This is a genomic window from Streptomyces sp. NPDC054975 (assembly GCF_053609105.1).
Window position 1 is genome coordinate 1 of sequence record NZ_JBSGWV010000057.1, and the last position, 15,947, is coordinate 15,947.

20 protein-coding genes and 1 pseudogene are annotated in these 15,947 nt (G+C 68.4%); 14 read left to right on the forward strand and 7 right to left on the reverse strand.

The features are described 5' to 3' along the window. Window positions 1–212: 212 nt before the first annotated feature. Together ACWF79_RS30400 and ACWF79_RS30405 are read right to left on the reverse strand one after the other, a co-directional pair. Window positions 213–743, reverse strand: a complete 531-nt coding sequence (locus ACWF79_RS30400) for an N-acetyltransferase family protein (RefSeq protein ID WP_453731386.1) — start codon at window positions 741–743, stop codon at window positions 213–215. Next, window positions 740–2,011, reverse strand: a complete 1,272-nt coding sequence (locus ACWF79_RS30405) for an XRE family transcriptional regulator (protein WP_453731387.1) — start codon at window positions 2,009–2,011, stop codon at window positions 740–742. Before ACWF79_RS30405 ends, ACWF79_RS30400 begins: the two co-directional genes overlap by 4 nt. Before the next feature lie 160 nt (window positions 2,012–2,171). On the opposite strand from ACWF79_RS30405, the gene ACWF79_RS30410 reads away from it, so the two are divergent. The 3 genes from ACWF79_RS30410 (at window position 2,172) to ACWF79_RS30420 (ending at window position 4,274) form a co-directional block, all read left to right on the forward strand. Then, a complete protein-coding gene (locus tag ACWF79_RS30410) occupies window positions 2,172–2,570 on the forward strand; it encodes a hypothetical protein (RefSeq protein ID WP_453731388.1) in 399 nt (132 codons plus the stop codon). Continuing rightward, window positions 2,567–3,097, forward strand: a complete 531-nt coding sequence (locus ACWF79_RS30415) for a hypothetical protein (protein ID WP_453731389.1) — start codon at window positions 2,567–2,569, stop codon at window positions 3,095–3,097. Before ACWF79_RS30410 ends, ACWF79_RS30415 begins: the two co-directional genes overlap by 4 nt. A gap of 79 nt (window positions 3,098–3,176) precedes the next feature. Then, on the forward strand, window positions 3,177–4,274 hold the full coding sequence (locus tag ACWF79_RS30420; RefSeq protein ID WP_453731390.1) for an NAD-dependent epimerase/dehydratase family protein: 1,098 nt from the start codon (window positions 3,177–3,179) through the stop codon (window positions 4,272–4,274). Here ACWF79_RS30420 and ACWF79_RS30425 read toward each other — a convergent pair. Continuing rightward, on the reverse strand, window positions 4,271–5,149 hold the full coding sequence (locus ACWF79_RS30425) for a glycosyltransferase family 2 protein (RefSeq protein WP_453731391.1): 879 nt from the start codon (window positions 5,147–5,149) through the stop codon (window positions 4,271–4,273). The two genes, ACWF79_RS30420 and ACWF79_RS30425, sit on opposite strands and share 4 nt — an antisense overlap. A gap of 92 nt (window positions 5,150–5,241) precedes the next feature. On the opposite strand from ACWF79_RS30425, the gene ACWF79_RS30430 reads away from it, so the two are divergent. The 3 genes from ACWF79_RS30430 (at window position 5,242) to ACWF79_RS30440 (ending at window position 6,747) form a co-directional block, all read left to right on the forward strand. Beyond that, window positions 5,242–5,931: a transferase gene (locus ACWF79_RS30430; RefSeq protein ID WP_453731392.1), complete on the forward strand. Its 690-nt coding sequence runs from the start codon at window positions 5,242–5,244 to the stop codon at window positions 5,929–5,931. 199 nt (window positions 5,932–6,130) lie between these two features. After that, complete coding sequence (locus tag ACWF79_RS30435; protein WP_453731393.1) at window positions 6,131–6,562, forward strand: hypothetical protein; 432 nt, start codon at window positions 6,131–6,133, stop codon at window positions 6,560–6,562. Window positions 6,563–6,579: 17 nt separating this feature from the next. Next, entirely contained in the window at window positions 6,580–6,747 is a 168-nt protein-coding gene (locus ACWF79_RS30440) for a hypothetical protein (RefSeq protein ID WP_453731394.1), read from the forward strand. 226 nt (window positions 6,748–6,973) lie between these two features. Here the strand turns inward: ACWF79_RS30440 and ACWF79_RS30445 are convergent, their stop codons facing one another. Then, the gene (locus ACWF79_RS30445; RefSeq protein WP_453731395.1) at window positions 6,974–7,387 is read right to left on the reverse strand and encodes an HIT domain-containing protein; all 414 of its coding nucleotides are present in this window, start codon (window positions 7,385–7,387) and stop codon (window positions 6,974–6,976) included. Window positions 7,388–7,734: 347 nt separating this feature from the next. On the opposite strand from ACWF79_RS30445, the gene ACWF79_RS30450 reads away from it, so the two are divergent. Together ACWF79_RS30450 and ACWF79_RS30455 are read left to right on the forward strand one after the other, a co-directional pair. Then, window positions 7,735–8,199 (forward strand): hypothetical protein, encoded by a 465-nt coding sequence (locus tag ACWF79_RS30450; RefSeq protein WP_453731396.1) that lies wholly within the window; start codon window positions 7,735–7,737, stop codon window positions 8,197–8,199. Continuing rightward, a complete protein-coding gene (locus ACWF79_RS30455) occupies window positions 8,200–9,516 on the forward strand; it encodes a hypothetical protein (protein ID WP_453731397.1) in 1,317 nt (438 codons plus the stop codon). A 76-nt stretch (window positions 9,517–9,592) separates the two neighbouring features. On the opposite strand, the gene ACWF79_RS30460 is transcribed toward ACWF79_RS30455, so the two are convergent. Beyond that, the gene (locus ACWF79_RS30460; RefSeq protein WP_453731398.1) at window positions 9,593–9,718 is read right to left on the reverse strand and encodes a hypothetical protein; all 126 of its coding nucleotides are present in this window, start codon (window positions 9,716–9,718) and stop codon (window positions 9,593–9,595) included. Window positions 9,719–10,041: 323 nt separating this feature from the next. Here ACWF79_RS30460 and ACWF79_RS30465 point away from each other — a divergent pair, with 323 nt between their 5' ends. From ACWF79_RS30465 to ACWF79_RS30475, 3 genes are all read left to right on the forward strand, one after another. Further along, on the forward strand, window positions 10,042–11,154 hold the full coding sequence (locus ACWF79_RS30465; protein ID WP_453731399.1) for an NAD-dependent epimerase/dehydratase family protein: 1,113 nt from the start codon (window positions 10,042–10,044) through the stop codon (window positions 11,152–11,154). 275 nt (window positions 11,155–11,429) lie between these two features. Then, entirely contained in the window at window positions 11,430–11,687 is a 258-nt protein-coding gene (locus ACWF79_RS30470; RefSeq protein ID WP_453731435.1) for a DUF6225 family protein, read from the forward strand. A gap of 143 nt (window positions 11,688–11,830) precedes the next feature. Then, window positions 11,831–12,346: an NUDIX domain-containing protein gene (locus tag ACWF79_RS30475; protein ID WP_453731400.1), complete on the forward strand. Its 516-nt coding sequence runs from the start codon at window positions 11,831–11,833 to the stop codon at window positions 12,344–12,346. Between the two features lie 170 nt (window positions 12,347–12,516). Here the strand turns inward: ACWF79_RS30475 and ACWF79_RS30480 are convergent. Next, a pseudogene (locus ACWF79_RS30480) lies at window positions 12,517–12,871 on the reverse strand (restriction endonuclease); the annotation flags it as partial. A 750-nt stretch (window positions 12,872–13,621) separates the two neighbouring features. On the opposite strand from ACWF79_RS30480, the gene ACWF79_RS30485 reads away from it, so the two are divergent. The 3 genes from ACWF79_RS30485 (at window position 13,622) to ACWF79_RS30495 (ending at window position 15,109) form a co-directional block, all read left to right on the forward strand. Continuing rightward, window positions 13,622–13,852, forward strand: coding sequence for a hypothetical protein (locus ACWF79_RS30485; RefSeq protein WP_453731401.1), 231 nt, complete (start codon window positions 13,622–13,624; stop codon window positions 13,850–13,852). Between the two features lie 344 nt (window positions 13,853–14,196). Then, window positions 14,197–14,478, forward strand: a complete 282-nt coding sequence (locus ACWF79_RS30490) for a hypothetical protein (protein WP_453731402.1) — start codon at window positions 14,197–14,199, stop codon at window positions 14,476–14,478. 4 nt (window positions 14,479–14,482) lie between these two features. Beyond that, window positions 14,483–15,109, forward strand: a complete 627-nt coding sequence (locus tag ACWF79_RS30495) for a hypothetical protein (RefSeq protein ID WP_453731403.1) — start codon at window positions 14,483–14,485, stop codon at window positions 15,107–15,109. A 248-nt stretch (window positions 15,110–15,357) separates the two neighbouring features. Here the strand turns inward: ACWF79_RS30495 and ACWF79_RS30500 are convergent, their stop codons facing one another. Continuing rightward, window positions 15,358–15,840 (reverse strand): hypothetical protein, encoded by a 483-nt coding sequence (locus ACWF79_RS30500; RefSeq protein ID WP_453731404.1) that lies wholly within the window; start codon window positions 15,838–15,840, stop codon window positions 15,358–15,360. Window positions 15,841–15,947: the final 107 nt, after the last annotated feature.

Sequence of the window (15,947 nt, forward strand, 5' to 3'; positions counted from 1 at the left end):
CCTGAGCTTGGCGAGCTGGACGAAGGCCATGGGCCAGCTCGCCAAGCTCAGGGCGCCCGTCTCGAAGGAGACAGGCTGCCCTCGGGCGCCTGATTCACACACCACGACGGATGACACGATCCCCGCCTGGAGCCGTCAGACATGAGCCCAGCCCAGCCTGCGCTGGAAGCGCCAAACTGGCCCTACGCTGCCGTGACTGGAGGAAGAGGTGGCTATGCCTCGGGGAGTCCGCGGAGCATGACCGCGTAGAGCGGGGAGTCGGCGAAGGGCTGGCGTTCGCCGACCTTCCGGTAGCCCCAGGTCTCGTAGAGGGCCTGTACGCGGGGGTGGGTGGTGTCCACCAGGAGGACGGCCAGGGGCTCGGGGCGGTTGTCGACGAGCTCGGCGTGCAGCTGGGCAGACAGGCCTGTCGCGCGCCATTTCGGGCGGACCATCAGCTCCGACAGGGAGAACGTCGCGGTGGTGTCGGGGGCGGGGGAGAGATAGTCGCGCCACCATTCGCGCTCGTGGACGGCAGGGGCGCCGTAGGCGTAGCCGGCGGGTTCGTCACCGTCGTAGGCGATGACGCAGTCGAAGCCGGGCAGGCCGCTCCAGTGGTCGACGAACCAGGCGAAGCGGTTCTGGTCGTGGAAGGGGTCGTCCATCTCGGCGGCGAAGGCCTCGGCGTGGACATCGAGGAGTATCTGCCGGATCTCGGCCGCCGCGGCCTGTCCATAGCGGCGGAGGGTGTAGGCGGGGGTCACGGGCGGCTCCATTCGGTGCGGTAGCGGTCGGACCAGTTCAGTGCGATCGCCGAGCCGGGGGCGAGCGTGATCAGATCGCGGTGGAAGTCGCCGAGCAGCGAGCGCATGCGGCCGGGCAGCGGGGCACCGCGCATCTCGTCGAAGACCCGCGCCGTGGTGGCGGTGGCCTGCTCGATGTCCCCCTGATGAAGCTGGGCGAGGGCGAGGCGGGCGGTGGTGAGGGCCCGGTTGCGGCGGAAGGCGTCCGGCAGCACGGCTAGGGCCCGGAACGAGGCGGCCTCCGCGTCGGCGGCGTCGCCGAGCCGGTCACGGACGATCGCGGTGAGCGCGAAGAGCTCGGCCGCCCCGTAGAAGGCGATCCAGCTCGGCCGAGGCAGCCCCATATCCGCCTTGTCGAGCGAGGCGGCGGCGAGGTCGAGCGCGCGCAGGGCGCTGTGGCCCTCGTTCAGGTGCGCGTGGGCGATTGCGGTACGGGCGTGCGCCAGGCTCGCATACAGCGGATCGCGCCGGGTGGCCGTCGTTGCCTTCGCGGCCTGGCCCGCGGCGAGCGCCTCGGCGTGATCGCCCTGCTGGTGGGCGAGCATCGACACAGAGTTCCAGACCCTCAAGGTCAGGGCCGGGTCCTGGGCGAGTCCGGCCAGATGCAGGGCCCGGTCAAGGTGCTGACGGGCCCGGGCGCGTTCGCGAGCATCCACGCACGACCAGGCGGCGGTCGCGGTGAAGTCGGCGGCAAGCGCGAACAGCCTCTGCCGGGTCCGCTGGGTGCCGGCCCGGGCCTGGAGCGCGACGGCCTCCTGCGCGCCGGCCAGCGCGGCCTTCTCCACCCGGTCGTGACCGCCGCGCTGATCGTCGAGGGCATTGACGGTGTCGAGCTGCTGCCGCAGGCGTAGGACGTCGCTACTGCCGACGGACGGGGCGGCACCGGACAGGACGACAGCGCCGGCGGCGGAGGCGACGGTGAAGAACGTACGGCGGCGCAACGGGTCCTCCGGGGCGGCACGGCTCTTGTGGCGGTCGGGCGGAACGAACCCTAATTCCGGCGCCGAACGCCCACTGACCTGCTCCAGAGCCATTCTGGCTTTCGTCTGCGGCCACGTCGTCTCGCCCGAGCGCCACTTACGGACCGTCACCTCGGACAGCTCGCCGCGCATCGAGGTCCTCTGCGTGACGTCCCGGATGACCGTGTTCAGGGCCTTGGCGAGTTCGAGCGCCGTCCAGTCGTTACTCGCCATCCAGGCGATGAACACCTCGTTCCGCACATGGGGCATCCCCCCACGGTAGACGTGAGCGGCACCGCCGCGAAGGTCAAGGGACAGTCAATTCGCTACGCAACTCGCGGGCAAGGAAAGCCACTTCGATATGCACCGTCCGGGCCCGCACGCGGTTGCCTGGAACGAGACGCCGACACACCGCCTTCGGGAGGCGACCGTGCCCGACACCCATCTGAACCCGACCGGCCTCACTCATCGCGAGACCGCCACAACGGTCGCCCTGTACGCATCCGACCCTGACCCTGACGCCGTACGGGGGATGCTCGCGGCCGCGGCCGCCGTCGCGGCCGGTCACAACTGGACGGTCGCAAAGGGCGGCACGATCGCCGACGACTGCCTGCTGACGCAGGTGCCACAGTCCCGGCCGGGCTGGGCCCGCCTTCGCGGCCTCGCCGAGCAACGCCAGATCAGCGTCGTCGTCGTCCCGGCGCTCGGGCACATCGGGTTCACCTGGTCGGTCTGGCAGGCCGAACAGCGCTTCCTGCGCCGCCACGGGGTGTCCATCGCCTCCGTCGAACCCATGCTCGACGCCGTCCTGACGGGACCGACCAGGTGACATACGGCAGCAGCGTCCACGACCCCACCGGCTCCTGGGACGCAGACCTCCCACTCGACCGCGAAGTCAACGAACGGCTTGCCGCCACCGTGCTCGGCTGGAGGCGGGGCGATGGCACCGTCCCGCCCCCAGCCGACATCGAGCAGGCCGCCCTCCAGCTCTCCGGCTACGCCGAGTTCCTGGTCCGCGCGATCCGCGCGGCCATGGAACGCCTGCCGGGGGAGCAGGGACTTCCGACACCCGCTGCGGACATGCACGCCCGGACCGGGATCACACTTGCCGAAGCGATCCGACGGCTTCGGGCGCCCGCGATCCGCCTCGGCGACCCCCTGAAGCAGGCCCAATCCCGGGCCCGGCTCGTGGACGCCCTACACAGCGCGCTCGATCGCACCCTCGCCGAACTGCCCGCCCCGTACCGGGACCGTAAGACGACTACGCGGTCGCGGACAGCATCGCCGACAACGCTTCCTGTTCCGGCTCGTCACCGAGCGCTTCCCGGCGACCGGCCCCCGCTCTCCCCGTCGTGACGATCCGCTGCAACCACCCATGCCACACGAAACGACGCTGTGATCACGAGCACACCCTTCTGATCTGCCTGGAGGCACCGTGCACGACACCCGCTCACCCTTCGCCCAGCTCCAGGGCCGCACCGTCCTGGTCACAGGCGGAGCCGGGCTCATCGGCTCCCGCATCACCTCCCGCCTGCGGGAACTCGGGGCCCGCCCGATCGCACTGTGCACGCTGGACGCCTACCCGCCCTCCGTCTACCGGGACCTGTTCGGCATCGACACCACCACCCCCGACGTCATCGCCGGCGACGTCCGCGACGCGAAGCTGATCAGCCGGGTCGTCGGCGAATGCGACTACGTCATCCACGCGGCCGCGCTCGCCGACGTCGCCGCCTGCACCCGCAACCCGCGCGCCGCCATCGGCACCAACATCACCGGCACCCAGGTCCTCCTGGACGCGGTCGCCGCCACCGAACGCGTCCGCCGCCTGGTGTACGTCTCCTCGGCCAGCGTCTACGGGGACGGCAACCCGGACGAGGCGCAGGGCCCCGAACTGCTCACCATGCGGCAGTTACTGGAGTCGGTGTACGGGCGGATCGCGCCGCAGTTCCACGAGCAGACCAGCCCGGTACGGCCGGTGTCCGTCTACGCGAACACCAAGGCATGGGGCGAGACTCAGACCGCGCTCACCCTGGGCGCGGTCGGCGCCTCCTACACCGTCGTGCGCTACTTCAGCGTCTACGGCGAGCCGCAGACGATCAAGCAGGGCTCCCACTCCTGGATGGTCGCCTGGTTCGCCGCGCGGGCCGCGCTCGGCCTGCCGCTGCACCTCAACGGCGGCGGCCATCAAGTCCGCGACCTGATCCACGTGGACGATGTCGCCGAGGCGACCCTGCGGGCACTCGTCTCGCCACAGACCCACACAGAGACCCTCAACATCGGCACCGGGCAGCCGACCAGCGTCCGCCAGGTCGCCGAACTCGTCCGCGATCACTACCCCAACGCCCAGTTCATGGAGACCCCGATGCCGCCCGGCGACCCGCTCGGCGGATACGCCTCCACCCGCAGGATGAAGGCCATGCTCGGCTGGACTCCCACCGTCTCCCTGGCCGACGGCGTCGCCCGGTACGTCGCCTGGCTGCGCAAGCACCCCGCCGCCCTGCCGGAGTGGATGGAGGAGAGCGCAGCGGCCTAGATCACCGGCGGGCGACCGAGGCGGGTCATGCGCCACACCGTGCCCCAGCGCATGGGCCGCCTCGCCCCGCACGGCCGACGTACCCCCTCTGCGAACCCTCCCGCCCACGCCCTCAAGCCCGGAAGCGACCGCGTGCGGGCCACGGTGAGGAGGGTCCACACGCCTAGGTAGACGGGGACGAGCGGGGCCGGCAGGTTCCGCTTGGCCATCCAGACCCGGTTCCGGGCGGTCATCCGGTAGTAGACGGCGTGGCGGGCCGGGCTGGTCTTCGGGTGCTGGAGGAGCAACTCCGGCTCGTACAGCACCCTCCAGTCGGCATCAAGGGCACGCCAGGCGAGATCGGTCTCCTCATGGGTGAAGAAGAACTCCTCCGGCCAGCCGCCGATCTCGTCCAGCATCCGCATCGACAGGCCATGCCCGCCGCCGAGGAACGTCGTCACCTCGCCCCGGCGCAACGGGTCCCTCGATCGCAGCCTGGGCACATGGCGACGCTGGGTCTCGCCGCTCTCGTCGGCGATCCGGAAGGAGACGATGCCCAGCTTCTCGTCCCCCTCATACAGGTCGGCAAGCCGTCGGAACACGTCCGCATCGACGAGCAGCCCGTCGTCGTCCAGATCCACCAGAACATCGACATCTCCGAACCCGCGGAGCGACTCGATCGCCACATTCCGCCCGCCCGACACTCCCCGGTTCTCCGGCAACTCGACCCCGGCCACGCCCTCCGGCAACTCGGGAAGCGACCCGGCGCCGTTACCGACCACGACCACGCGGACGGCCGGTTCGTCCTGCTTGGCCACCGACTCGAGCAATGCCCGCAGCTCAGCCGGCCGGGTGCCCATTGTCAGCACCGCCACACCCAGACGCGGTCGCGCCACAACCCACTCCGTTCACCGGCTCGATAACACCCGAAGCCCGCGATGTTAGCCGCATCGTGACCCTTGACGTTCACGCGAAAGGAACCCTCGCTATGGTTTCCGTCCACGTCGGCGACTACATCCGCAGTGCCACCCGCGGGCTGCTGGCCAACACCCCCTACGGGGACCTCGCCGGATACGAGCTCGCCGGCTTCCTGGCCCAGTGGCCCGACCTGCACGCGGCCGCGGTGGTCGCACTGGGGGACCGGCGCATCGATCCCACCGCCCAGATCCATCCCAGCGCGATCATCGGCGAGGACGTCATCATCGGCCCCCACGTGAAGGTCAACGAGTTCACCACCATCCGCCATCGCGCCGTCCTGGCCGCCGGCGCATCAGTCGGCTTCAACTGCGAAGTCACCCACGCCTACGTCGGCGAGCGAGCCGTCCTCGGGCACCGCATCGGCATCAACCGCACCCTCGTCGGCGCCGAGGCCCACCTCTCCTCGTCCGTCACCGTCGCCGCCATCAACCTCTGCGACGACATGACCAAACCCGACCGAGAAGTCCTCATGCGCGTTCCTGACGGCCTCTACCGCTGCGGAACCCCCCGCTTCGGCGGCCTCATCGGCGACGGCACCCAGACCGGCCACAACATCGCCCTCGGCCCCGGCATCGCCATCGGCCGACACAGCCGCCTCGACAGCGGCATCACCCTCGCCGCCCGCTCCACCCCCGCCTCCAGCGTCCTCAGCGCGCCCCACGTCGCCGAGACGCGGATCCGCCCGCGCCGAAGTAGGTAGACGGGACGTGGGTCTGGAACCTTGGGCACCGCGGGTCAACTCACTTCCCTCGCGGTGGGCGACGGTTTCCTCGCAAGAGAGTGTCGGGGCGGCGCAGTGCTGTGCGGCGTTCCCTTGTGGCGGTCGGAGGGGTGAAGGCTGGGACGGGTGTCGGCACGTCCAAGCTGTGAAGGTGGCGTGCTGCTGTATGGCTGTCTGCATGGATCTCAGTGACGTGATTGATCGCGCGCGGGTGTGCCGTGAACTGGCCGCGCGGCTCGGTGTGGTGCCGGAGGGGGCGGAAGAGCCGCGTCTTGAGGGGCGCTGGGAGGCGGCGTGGTCGCTGTCGGAGGTGGCGTGGCGGATCTACGGGGCTGACCGGGCCGGGGAGTTGGTACGGGCGGCGCGCCGGGCCTACGAGGAGTGCGCCTCGCACGACTGGTCCCACGAGGGGTACCTGGCGTTCGTGTTCCGGGCGCTGGGGCCTGGTGTCTATCCCAGGGACAGGCCGGTGGGCGAGGAGTGGGCGGGCCGGGCGCTTGAAGCGGTGCGTGCTGGGCTGGGGGACAAGGACTTCGGGCAGTGGATTGTGGTGCTGGATGAGGCGCTGGCTGTCGTCGGGGAGGCGGCCGCGGTGGACGCCATGGCCTGACGGCGCCACTGCGGTCCATGATCAGGATGGAGACCGTGACCATCGGCGCCTCGACGGCGGAGCGGGTGGCGTGGGACTCCGTCCGGGCCGCGGCGAAGACCTCGGGGGGCGGCTCCAGCGAGCCGAAGGCCTTCGCGGACGGCCATGGCCCGGCGGTGCGCGGCGAGGGCGGAAGCTCCCGGTAGTTCCGGCACGACCTCGCGCGCTGCTCCCGCAGCCAGTACGCGAGGTCGGCCAGAGCCTTGTTGGTGCTCGTCACCGGTCTCTCGGGACGCCCCACGACCCCTCGCTCAGAGAACGGGCGCCGGGCCTGAAGCAGCCTGGAGCACGCGCGTCAGGTGGTCGGTGCGTACGTCCACTCCTGCACGGCCCGGTTCCGGGTCGGTCGCACCTGCATCAGTTCGACGAGCGTCATTCGTGGTTGTACGCATCAGCGAGAACGCGCGTCAGCGCCTGGGTGATGTCCTCCCGCAGGTCGTCGTGCCGGGGCCCGAGGGCGTGCTCCGGGGCGGTGCGCTCCTCCCCGTAGCGCCATACGGGACCCTTCAGCAGCCGCGGAGGCTCCCAGCCGTAGCGCGGATGGACGTGGCCGTGCAGGTGCTCCCAGGAGTTCCCCAGTACCTCGTAGTTCAGCCGGCGGAATTCCTCGTCGTGCTTGCCGCACGCCATCTGCACGGCTTCGCCGAGCAGAGAGAGGTCGAGGAGGAAGAGGGCTCGTTCGGCGCGCGGCAGGTCGGTCAGATGATTCGCGCGGCCGGCATACAACAGCAGGCAGTAGCCGGGGAGATGCTGGGTGTCACCGATGACGGCCCATCCGGTTCTCATCCGTGCCAGAACGGTGGGATTCTCGCCCCGCCCGGCGGCTGCCACACGATCACTCTTCCAGTGCTCCATACCCCCATAGATATCAGCCAGTTGACCCGGAAAGCCCCGCGAGCGATGTCGGAGGGCGCCGATAGGCTTCCGGTATGTTGAAGATCGTCGGAAGTATCGCCGATGTGGCCGAGGGGCAGGCGGGCCTGGTAACTGAACGGCAGGCGGCCGCATGCGGAGCCAGTCCCGCCGTCCTCCACGAGCTCCTTGAAGGCCGTGTCATCGAGACCGTTTTACCCGGGGTCGTGCGGCTGCGCGGAGGGACGCGGCCCCCATTCCCACAGTTGTACGCACACTGGTTGTTGCTAGCCCCGGACGAGCCCGCTTGGGAGCGGCCGCTGCCTGCTGCCGGTGTCGTGTCGCACGGGGCCGCCGTGCGCGTCTACGCCGTCGGCAACCTGCCCGGCCCGGCAGCAGAGTTCACCGTCCCGCCCAACCACGCCGCCACGTCCTTCCAGGACGTCCTCATCCACCGCGCCGAGCTGGGGCCGCAGGACTACCGCGAGGTAGCAGGCCTGCCGGTGACCTCGCCGGGCCGCACGCTCGCGGACATCGCGGTCGCTGGCAGCACCGATCTGGAAGGACTGGGGCGTATCGCCACGAACCTTCTGCAGCAGCGGCTGGCCACCCAGGCCGAACTCGCGCAGGCCCTGGAGGCTCTGGAACTGCCCGGCACTACCGGTACCGGCGCCGGCCGGCTGTCCTACCTGCTGGCCAGCGTGGACGGTGTCGAGACGGCCGCGAACTCCGGAGAGGACGCGTAGATGTCCGACTTCGGGGGGCTGGACACTGCAGAGCATCTTGGGGGCGCCTTCCGGGAGGCGTTCCCTCAATGGCAGCAATTCCGCCAGGCTGTGGCCGCGCGAGCGCGCTATCCGGAGTTCACCGAACGGCGCGCTCTGCAGCAGGTGCTGATGTCGGACCTGGCACACCGCATCACCGCAGACCAAGGCCTCGGCTGGCTGCTGATCGGCTCGCTGGCCCTGCCTGCCCGCCCTGCGGAGGGCGACTGGCCCGCCGACTTCGGCGTGCCGGGCATCCCAGACATCCCCCAGCAGTACGTGATGCCGCGCAGCGCCTTTGACCTCGACCTGTGCGCCAGCGCCGTCACGGATGCCGACCCCGGCCGGGCCGCTGACCTGTATCGGGACGCAGTGGAAGGAGCAGTCCGCCGCGTCACCGCACCGCCCGGCCACGCCGGCAGCGCACACGGCATCGGGATGGGCGGCCTTGTGCGCTACACGGCCGGCGAACTCAACATCTTCCCCAACGGCCAGGTCATGGGCATCGTGACCGCCACGCCCGTCGACCCGCGCTTCGGACCGCGCCACACACCGACCGTCGATGACCCAATCCCCATCGAGATCGACATCAAGCCGCCGGCCAAGGTGGCGGTCACCGGCGGACCTGACACAGCGCACCGCCCGGTAACGCCCATTGACCTGCCGGGATTCACCCCGTTCCAGCCTCCGCTGAACCCTGCGGTCAACCAGCTGGCCGACAAGCTCACGCTGCTGACCGGCAAGCCCCGAGGCCTGCGGGGCGAGGGAGACCGGCCATGGCACCGCTACAAGGACGTCTACGACGCGTACTTCATGCTGCGCACCTGCCGGATCGACGCTGACCATATGCGTGAGGCGGTGAAGAACAACTGGAACCTGGGACCGATGGGCATGGACCGCGTGCCCGTGCCCTACCGCTTCTACGGGCAGGACAGCAACGGCCCGGAACCGGTCGTGCCCTGGAAGGAGGGGCTGGACGCGCTGCGCGCAGGCTCGCCGCAGCTGCATCAGTACCCCGGCTGGGACGGGATGCGCGAAACGCTGGGTGCCTTCATGGACAGCCTGGCCGCAGCACCGGCCGGCAGCACCTGGGTACCAGGCCAGGGCTGGAGGCTCCAGCACAGGCAGACCACCTCCGAAACCACCCGAGCGCCCGGCGTATCCGCAAAGGCCGCCCGCTCCCGCTCCACCACCACCCCCGACGGCCCGCGGCACAGGCCCTCCGGTGGTGGCGCCACACCTCCACCCGCGCCGGGTGCGTCGCCTCAGCAGGAACGCGCCCGCGGCCACGGACGGTGAAGCGCCCAGCGGGCAGGGGCATCGAGGACGCCCCCGAGCGCCTGTGACCGGGGCGCCCCCGGTCACAGGCCGGGGGTCACGCGTCTGGGGCGAGATATCCGAGCACCCTCATGCCGAGGAAGGCGGCCCCGCCGGATCCGGCCGCTGGCAGCAGTGTCATGCCGAGGGCAGCGACGATGACGACGGCCACCGCGGCTGCCACCGCGCGAGCGAAGGAAACGGGGGACAGACCGTCCCACGTTCCGCCGGTGCCGAGGTAGGGAGCAGGTGTGACGGTGCGTTAGTCCGCCAGGACCTGTTCACCCGAAGTCCCATGGGCTCGGTGTCGCCGTGCAGTCCACTGCGGGAACCGACCCCAGCGGCCCCAGCAGCAACACGGGCCGGAAACGCTGACCGCTGAATGGCCCGCTCACGGCACGGGCGGGCCACTCTTTCTAGCGCGCATCACAATCAGGGCGGTGGCCGATGACGCCAGCGCGAAGCGACCCAGCCGTCCGTCTTCGGCCCAGATTTGAAGGAATCTACATGCATGTACTCCTGACAGGAGCGACCGGTTACACCGGTTTGCTCGTTGCCTCCAGGCTCATGGATGCCGGGGTCCAAGTTCGGGGACTGGCAAGCCGTCCCAGCGAACTAACCCAGAGGCTGGAAGGCATGGGTGGTTTCACCTTCCATCAGGGAGACCTCCGTGATGCTCAGACGCTCGCCGAGGCAGTCAAAGGGGTCGACGCGATCGTCCACTTCGCCGCCATCGTCGGCGACCCGGCCAGCGCACGTGAGCCGGACCTCGCCCGCCAAGTGAATGTCGAGGCGACCAAGGTACTCCTTGACGTTGCTGACCGATCGGGCGTCAACCACCTCGTCTTCGGCTCAACCTGCAGCGTGTACGGCCGTCACACCGGGGGCGTCGCCACCGAAACCACGCCTGTAAACCCAGTCTCCCTTTATGGCGAAACCAAGGTTGAGGCGGAAGACTATCTCCTTAATCAGGGCGGTGACATCAACGTCACCGTCCTGCGGCTAGCCACCGCCTACGGTGTATCCCCAAAAATGCGACTTGATCTCATCGTCAACCAATACGTTCACGAGGCCATCGCTCGTGGTGAGGTTACCGTCATGGGCCCAGAAGCATGGCGCCCTTATGTCCATGTTGAGGACGTCGCACAAGCAGTGGACAGCGTTCTGGCCGATCCCGGCAAAGCAGGCCAGCAGATCTTCAACGTCGTCACCGAAAACCTGCAACTTAAGCAGGTGGCGGCTCTGGCCTCGGCGGCTCATACGGGTCCCGTCCGCATCAACTATCGAGCGACGGTGGACGATCGACGCGACTATGCCGTCTCAGGTGAGAAATTACTCAATAGCCTCAGCTACATGCCGGGCTGGACCGTCGCTCAAGGCGTCCACCAAGTCCACAACCACCTAATCTCCGCCGAGTCCGCCGCCCAGGCTTCAGGCTCACGGTCAGCTGGCGAAGCGGCTCAGCAGGAACGGACACCCAGAATCTCCGCCAATCTCGCCCGTTCACGATCCACCACCACACCTGATGGCCCACGACGCAGGCCGCCCACCGACCCTGGAACCGCACCTGGGGTTCCAGGAACGACGCCGCCACGACAACAGCGCGGTCGCGGCCGGTGATGACGGTGCGGTGGTATCCGTGATGCTGCTCCGAAACGGGGCCGACCACCGGCGCCGACCACCGCGCAAGCGAAGGAGACGGGTGACAGGCTGTCCCACGTTCCGCCGGTGTCGAGGTAGGGAGCAGGTGTGACGGCGCGTTAGCCCGCCAGGGTCTGTTCACCCGAAGTCCCATGGGCTCGGCGTCGCCGTGCAGTCCACTGCGGGAACCGCACCCCAGCGTTGCCTCGTCCATCTACACAGCTCAGACAACCTGATTGGAAACCAAATCGACTATGTTTAACAAAGAGACCTCCAGTCGAGCTTGGACCGTTGGAGAACTCCGCCAAGCGCTGGAGAACCTCCCCGCTGACACCCCACTGCTGGCGTACGGGCCAGCAGCGCCGGGTTCCGATGCCGTCCAGGACTACATCATCGTTACGGCAGGATTCGGTTCACTAGACACTGGCGACGGCCGCGGTCCGCAACCCAGTCGCGAATTCCAGATCGGTGTGGCCTATCCCGACAGCGCCTTCTACCACACTGATAGGTAGGCCCATTCCATAGAGCTCGTAACGCGATCTTGTTGAGGTTCGCTGGTCGGGCGTGACCGATGTGACGATTTGATTGCCCTCGGCGGCGCCGCCACCACCCGCGCATCCGAGATCGCTAACACCGAAGAAGGACAGGCCACCTCGTGAACGCCGAACCACCGTTCCACCGCATCAAGATCCGTGTCGCCGCACTCATCTTCAACGGCGACGAGGTCGCCCTCATCAAACGGGTCAAGAACGGCACCGAGCAGTACACCGTGCCCGGCGGGAACGTCGATCCGGGTGAACCCGTCCCGGCGGCCCTCGCCCGTGAGCTGAGGGAGGAACTCGACCTGGACGTCGAGCGGGCCGACGCTGCCCCCCGCTTCACATGGCTGATCGACGCCATGGTCAGCCGCCCCGGGAGTACCCCGCCCCGCAAACTCCACATGGTCTTCCGTCTGAGCATCAGCGACGCCGTCCGCGAGGCCCTGAGCCCGGTGGAGTACGACGACACCGCCGGCGCCGGCGAACTGTTCTGGATCCGGTGGCAGGAGACCAAGGACAAGGCGCTTTTCCCGCCCTTGCCCGTGGCCGACCTCGCAGCTCCGGCCGTCGGCCTGGACGCCGGAGCCGCTCTCCTGCCGGGTCTCGACGACTCCAACTACCACTGGATCTGACTCTGCCCCAACAGCCGCGGCGGCGGGGCATGTGAACGACACGGCAGGGCCCGGGCAGGGTTGAGTCGCGCCATGCGCAGCTGCGCATGGCGGGGACGCACCCGGGCGGGGCACAGCCGGACGTCGTGAACAAAGCCAGGGACGGAGCGGTCCGCGTCGATGCGAGGGGTTCAGCGTCGACCGGCGGGCGGCGGACCGGCCTGCAGCAGATCCCACAGTGGCCTGGATCCGCCCGCCCACTCGCCCAGTACCGTTCGGTCGACCACGTGCAACTGTTGCGAGCGGGCGAATTCGCGCGCAAGCCTGGAGATTTTGCCGTTGGTGACGAGTACGACGACATCGCCCTTGTGGACCGGCCGGCCGGTGCCGCTGAGGGCCTTCAGCTCGGGGACGCCCACCGGGGAGCCGGCCAGACCGGGCCTGCGTTGTTTGCACTGGACCACCCAGCGCCGCCCGAACGGGTCCCGTCGCTTTCACGTCCACGCCCATATCGCCGAGGCCGCCGGTCGCCGCATCCGCGCACCCCATCATGCCGCTGCCGCCGCGACCGCCCTACCCCAGAGACGGTGCGACGACCGGACGACCGCTCGTGCCCCGTCTCAGGACACGTCCACGAGCCCCTCCTCCTGGTCCACCCGCTGAGGAACAGGAACTCGGTGACAACGCCGACCCCGACAGCTTCGCCTTTCGGGCCCTGCACAACCGATAGGCGACCGTCCTGCAGTCCGGCATAGGCCCCGAGACCGTCGGCGACATCCTCACCCGCATCGGCGCCCGCGCCGACATCCGCCCCACCGGCCACAGCCCCCGCCGCGGACTGGTCACCGAGTCCTCCCGCGCCGGCAACCCCGACGCCGTCATGGAGCGCCAGGGCGGATGAGCCCCCGGCTCACCCGTCATGCGCCGCTACCGCGAGGCCGACGACGGATTCAAGGAAAACGCCCTGCATGGCGTCTTGTGACGCAGATAAGCAGAAGGGCCCGGACACTGTTCGTCCGGGCCCTGCCGTGACCTGCGGAAACAAGCTCAGGAAGCTGACGGCACGTCAGGAAGAACCACAATATCTAGTGGTTGGATTGGGCTTGGACACAACATCTAGTGGTGTCCGGTCTGTTGAGAGGTGCCTGATCGGCTAAGGTGATTACCGTCCTCAACGGCAGAGATGCCGGAGAGGCCCCAACGGCCCATGCCCTAGGAAGCTGGCCGTGGGGCTCTCCGTCGCGACGTCGTTGAGGCGCCCACCTTCACGACCAGTGAAAGAAGAGGTACCCGTCGATGACGTACGTCTACGACACTACCGGAACGCCGATCGTCCCCGGAACCTTCCCCGGACTTCCGTACCGTCGGCTGCTGCCCGGCATCCCCCCCGAAATGCCCCCCGCGCACATGCCCGCGGTCGTCATCATCGTGCTGTTCACCGTGGCCATCACGGCCGGCCAGTACGAGCTCGCCGCGGCCCTCGGCACCCTGCTGTCGGCCCCGCTGTTCGTCCCCGTGAAGGTCTGACCCTCCCCGAGGTGAGCCTCCACTTCAGTGGCCCCGCGCATCCGTGCGGGGCCACCGTGATACGCGCCAGCGCTCTACCGCAGCAGGCTCGGCTCACGCAACTCCGGTACGAAGAGGCCCGGTTCCCCGCGACAAGTGCCAGGTAGCTCGGCTGCTGCAAAGACGTGAACAGGCGTCGAAGAAGAAGGATGAGAAGCCTCTCGAACCGGTCCGCCGTCCTGGCCCGAGGGGTTTGGCCTACAGCGAGCTGCAACGGTCCGGTAGGGCCGAGCCGGACCAGCAGACCGCAGCCCAGGACGGGTACGGCGCGCTGATCGGCCCCGCGGGCGCGCCCAAGGGAACAGATGAGTAAGGGACTCTCGGCCGCCGAGGTCGTGGACGCCGTCACCGCCTTCACCAGCGACGTCATGGTCAACTTCCTCGGCACCATCCTGGCGGCCGGCACGGGCTCCTGGTTCGCCGCCCGTACGTCATGTGGGCCAAGGGGCAACGACGTCGGAGGCCGGTACGGCCTTCTTCCAATTTCACCCCACGAGGGTGAGGGCCACTGCTCCGAACGAAAGGGGCCGTTGAGCGGAGCCATCCGCGCGTTGCGGAAGGGTAGCTCGATCCCGTTCCTACCATGAAGGCATGTCGGACGTTGAAGACCATGTGCGGTCAGTTTCTTTCGCCAGCCGGTGCTTTGAGATCGTCAACATGGATGCGGTTTGGACAGGCTCGCTGGCCGATGGGACAGAGCGAATGGGGCCTTTCGACAGGCTTGCCCTGGAAGACCTTGGTAACCAAATGGCCCTCCGCCTTGACTGGCTGCAACGCGAGCAAGGCAAGGCGCGTGGAATCTTCCAGCGATGCGAAGACGTATGGGACAAAGCCGAGACCGTGAACCCCTGGCTCCATGAGAATCGGGAGCAGTTCGAATCTGGCCTGCCGCATTACTCCATGTCAGGGATGATCGAGCGTGCACGCAAGGCGATCGACCATATCGCCACCCATGGCGCCGAAGAGGCTGTCGAGCTGCGAAGAAAGGTCTCGGTACTCGAGAAGGAGGGGAACTTGCCCCCGGGCGACCTCTCAAAACACATGCGAGCAGCCATTGTGTTCGTTGCCGGTGCGGTCCTTGTAGCTACTGCCGTACTCATGGCCGTCGGTTCGGGCGCAGAAGCCAGTACTGCTATGGCGGCAGCAGTGGCTGGTCTCCTCGCGGCTGGGGGGCCTTTGCTCCATGTCGCCGCCACCACGTTCGTTCAGGGGGAGTGACAGCAGCAGACTCCGCCTCAGGGGTCCTAGTGGAGGCGATGTGGGCTCAGTCGGCGTCGCGTGCCAGCGCCCCGGAATGCCGGATCGTCGTGAGGTAGCTAGCGAGCACTGTCGAATCAGGAGAGGCCCCCAGGTACACGCCTGGGGGCCTCTCAAGTCGACGGGGAGCGTGTACTCGCCCGCGACTGCTTGTTGCACCGCCGCCTAGGACGGACGGCCAACTCTAGGCAGGATCCTAGCGGCTACAGCTACTTGGGCGGCGGAATTGCACCCTGCCGAGGGATTCCGAACTCGGTGAGCAGGTCCGCTGCTGTTATGACTTCCACGCCTTGTTCCCGTGCCCGGCTTGCCAGCCGCCGGTCATTCGTGGCCAGCGCGCAAGAGCCGACCGCCGCTGTGGAGGCGATGAGGGCATCCTTGCTGTGGCGGACGTTTCCGGACCTGAGACCTTCGAAGGCCATGGAGTCGTCGGGCCCGAGCTGGCAGAAGTCGAGTCGAGAGACACCCACGACGGCATCGCCGGTGGGCACGATGCGGCCGAGGGATGCGAGCAGGGTGACGAGCCAGCCGCGTCGTTCGATGCCGGGGATCGCGACGAGTTCGTCGATGGTGACATGTGTGTAGAGGATGTCGAGCAAGCCATCGTGGGAAGCGCTCTGGAGCGCTTCGAAAGCTCCAGGCGTGTTGGCCACGGTGTCGACCACGTTCGAATCGATCACAACGCGTCTCATGATGCGAGGCTACAGAACCTTCCGGCCGCGGAGGGCCTTTCCTGCTAGACGTCGTTTCTTTTGGCTGTATGTGCTGACACCAGCCCGGAGGTCTGTCAGTGGGGTAT

What these genes read in the sequence shown, in the direction of transcription:
- ACWF79_RS30470 (WP_453731435.1), top strand. Translation starts at nt 11,430, where the DNA reads ATGTTTAACAAAGAGACCTCCAGTCGAGCTTGGACCGTTGGAGAACTC.
- ACWF79_RS30445 (WP_453731395.1), bottom strand. Translation starts at nt 7,387, where the DNA reads ATGAGAACCGGATGGGCCGTCATCGGTGACACCCAGCATCTCCCCGGC.
- ACWF79_RS30430 (WP_453731392.1), top strand. Translation starts at nt 5,242, where the DNA reads ATGGTTTCCGTCCACGTCGGCGACTACATCCGCAGTGCCACCCGCGGG.
- ACWF79_RS30435 (WP_453731393.1), top strand. Translation starts at nt 6,131, where the DNA reads ATGGATCTCAGTGACGTGATTGATCGCGCGCGGGTGTGCCGTGAACTG.
- ACWF79_RS30495 (WP_453731403.1), top strand. Translation starts at nt 14,483, where the DNA reads ATGTCGGACGTTGAAGACCATGTGCGGTCAGTTTCTTTCGCCAGCCGG.
- ACWF79_RS30500 (WP_453731404.1), bottom strand. Translation starts at nt 15,840, where the DNA reads ATGAGACGCGTTGTGATCGATTCGAACGTGGTCGACACCGTGGCCAAC.
- ACWF79_RS30490 (WP_453731402.1), top strand. Translation starts at nt 14,197, where the DNA reads ATGAGTAAGGGACTCTCGGCCGCCGAGGTCGTGGACGCCGTCACCGCC.
- ACWF79_RS30485 (WP_453731401.1), top strand. Translation starts at nt 13,622, where the DNA reads ATGACGTACGTCTACGACACTACCGGAACGCCGATCGTCCCCGGAACC.
- ACWF79_RS30455 (WP_453731397.1), top strand. Translation starts at nt 8,200, where the DNA reads ATGTCCGACTTCGGGGGGCTGGACACTGCAGAGCATCTTGGGGGCGCC.
- ACWF79_RS30405 (WP_453731387.1), bottom strand. Translation starts at nt 2,011, where the DNA reads ATGCCCCATGTGCGGAACGAGGTGTTCATCGCCTGGATGGCGAGTAAC.
- ACWF79_RS30465 (WP_453731399.1), top strand. Translation starts at nt 10,042, where the DNA reads ATGCATGTACTCCTGACAGGAGCGACCGGTTACACCGGTTTGCTCGTT.
- ACWF79_RS30440 (WP_453731394.1), top strand. Translation starts at nt 6,580, where the DNA reads ATGATCAGGATGGAGACCGTGACCATCGGCGCCTCGACGGCGGAGCGG.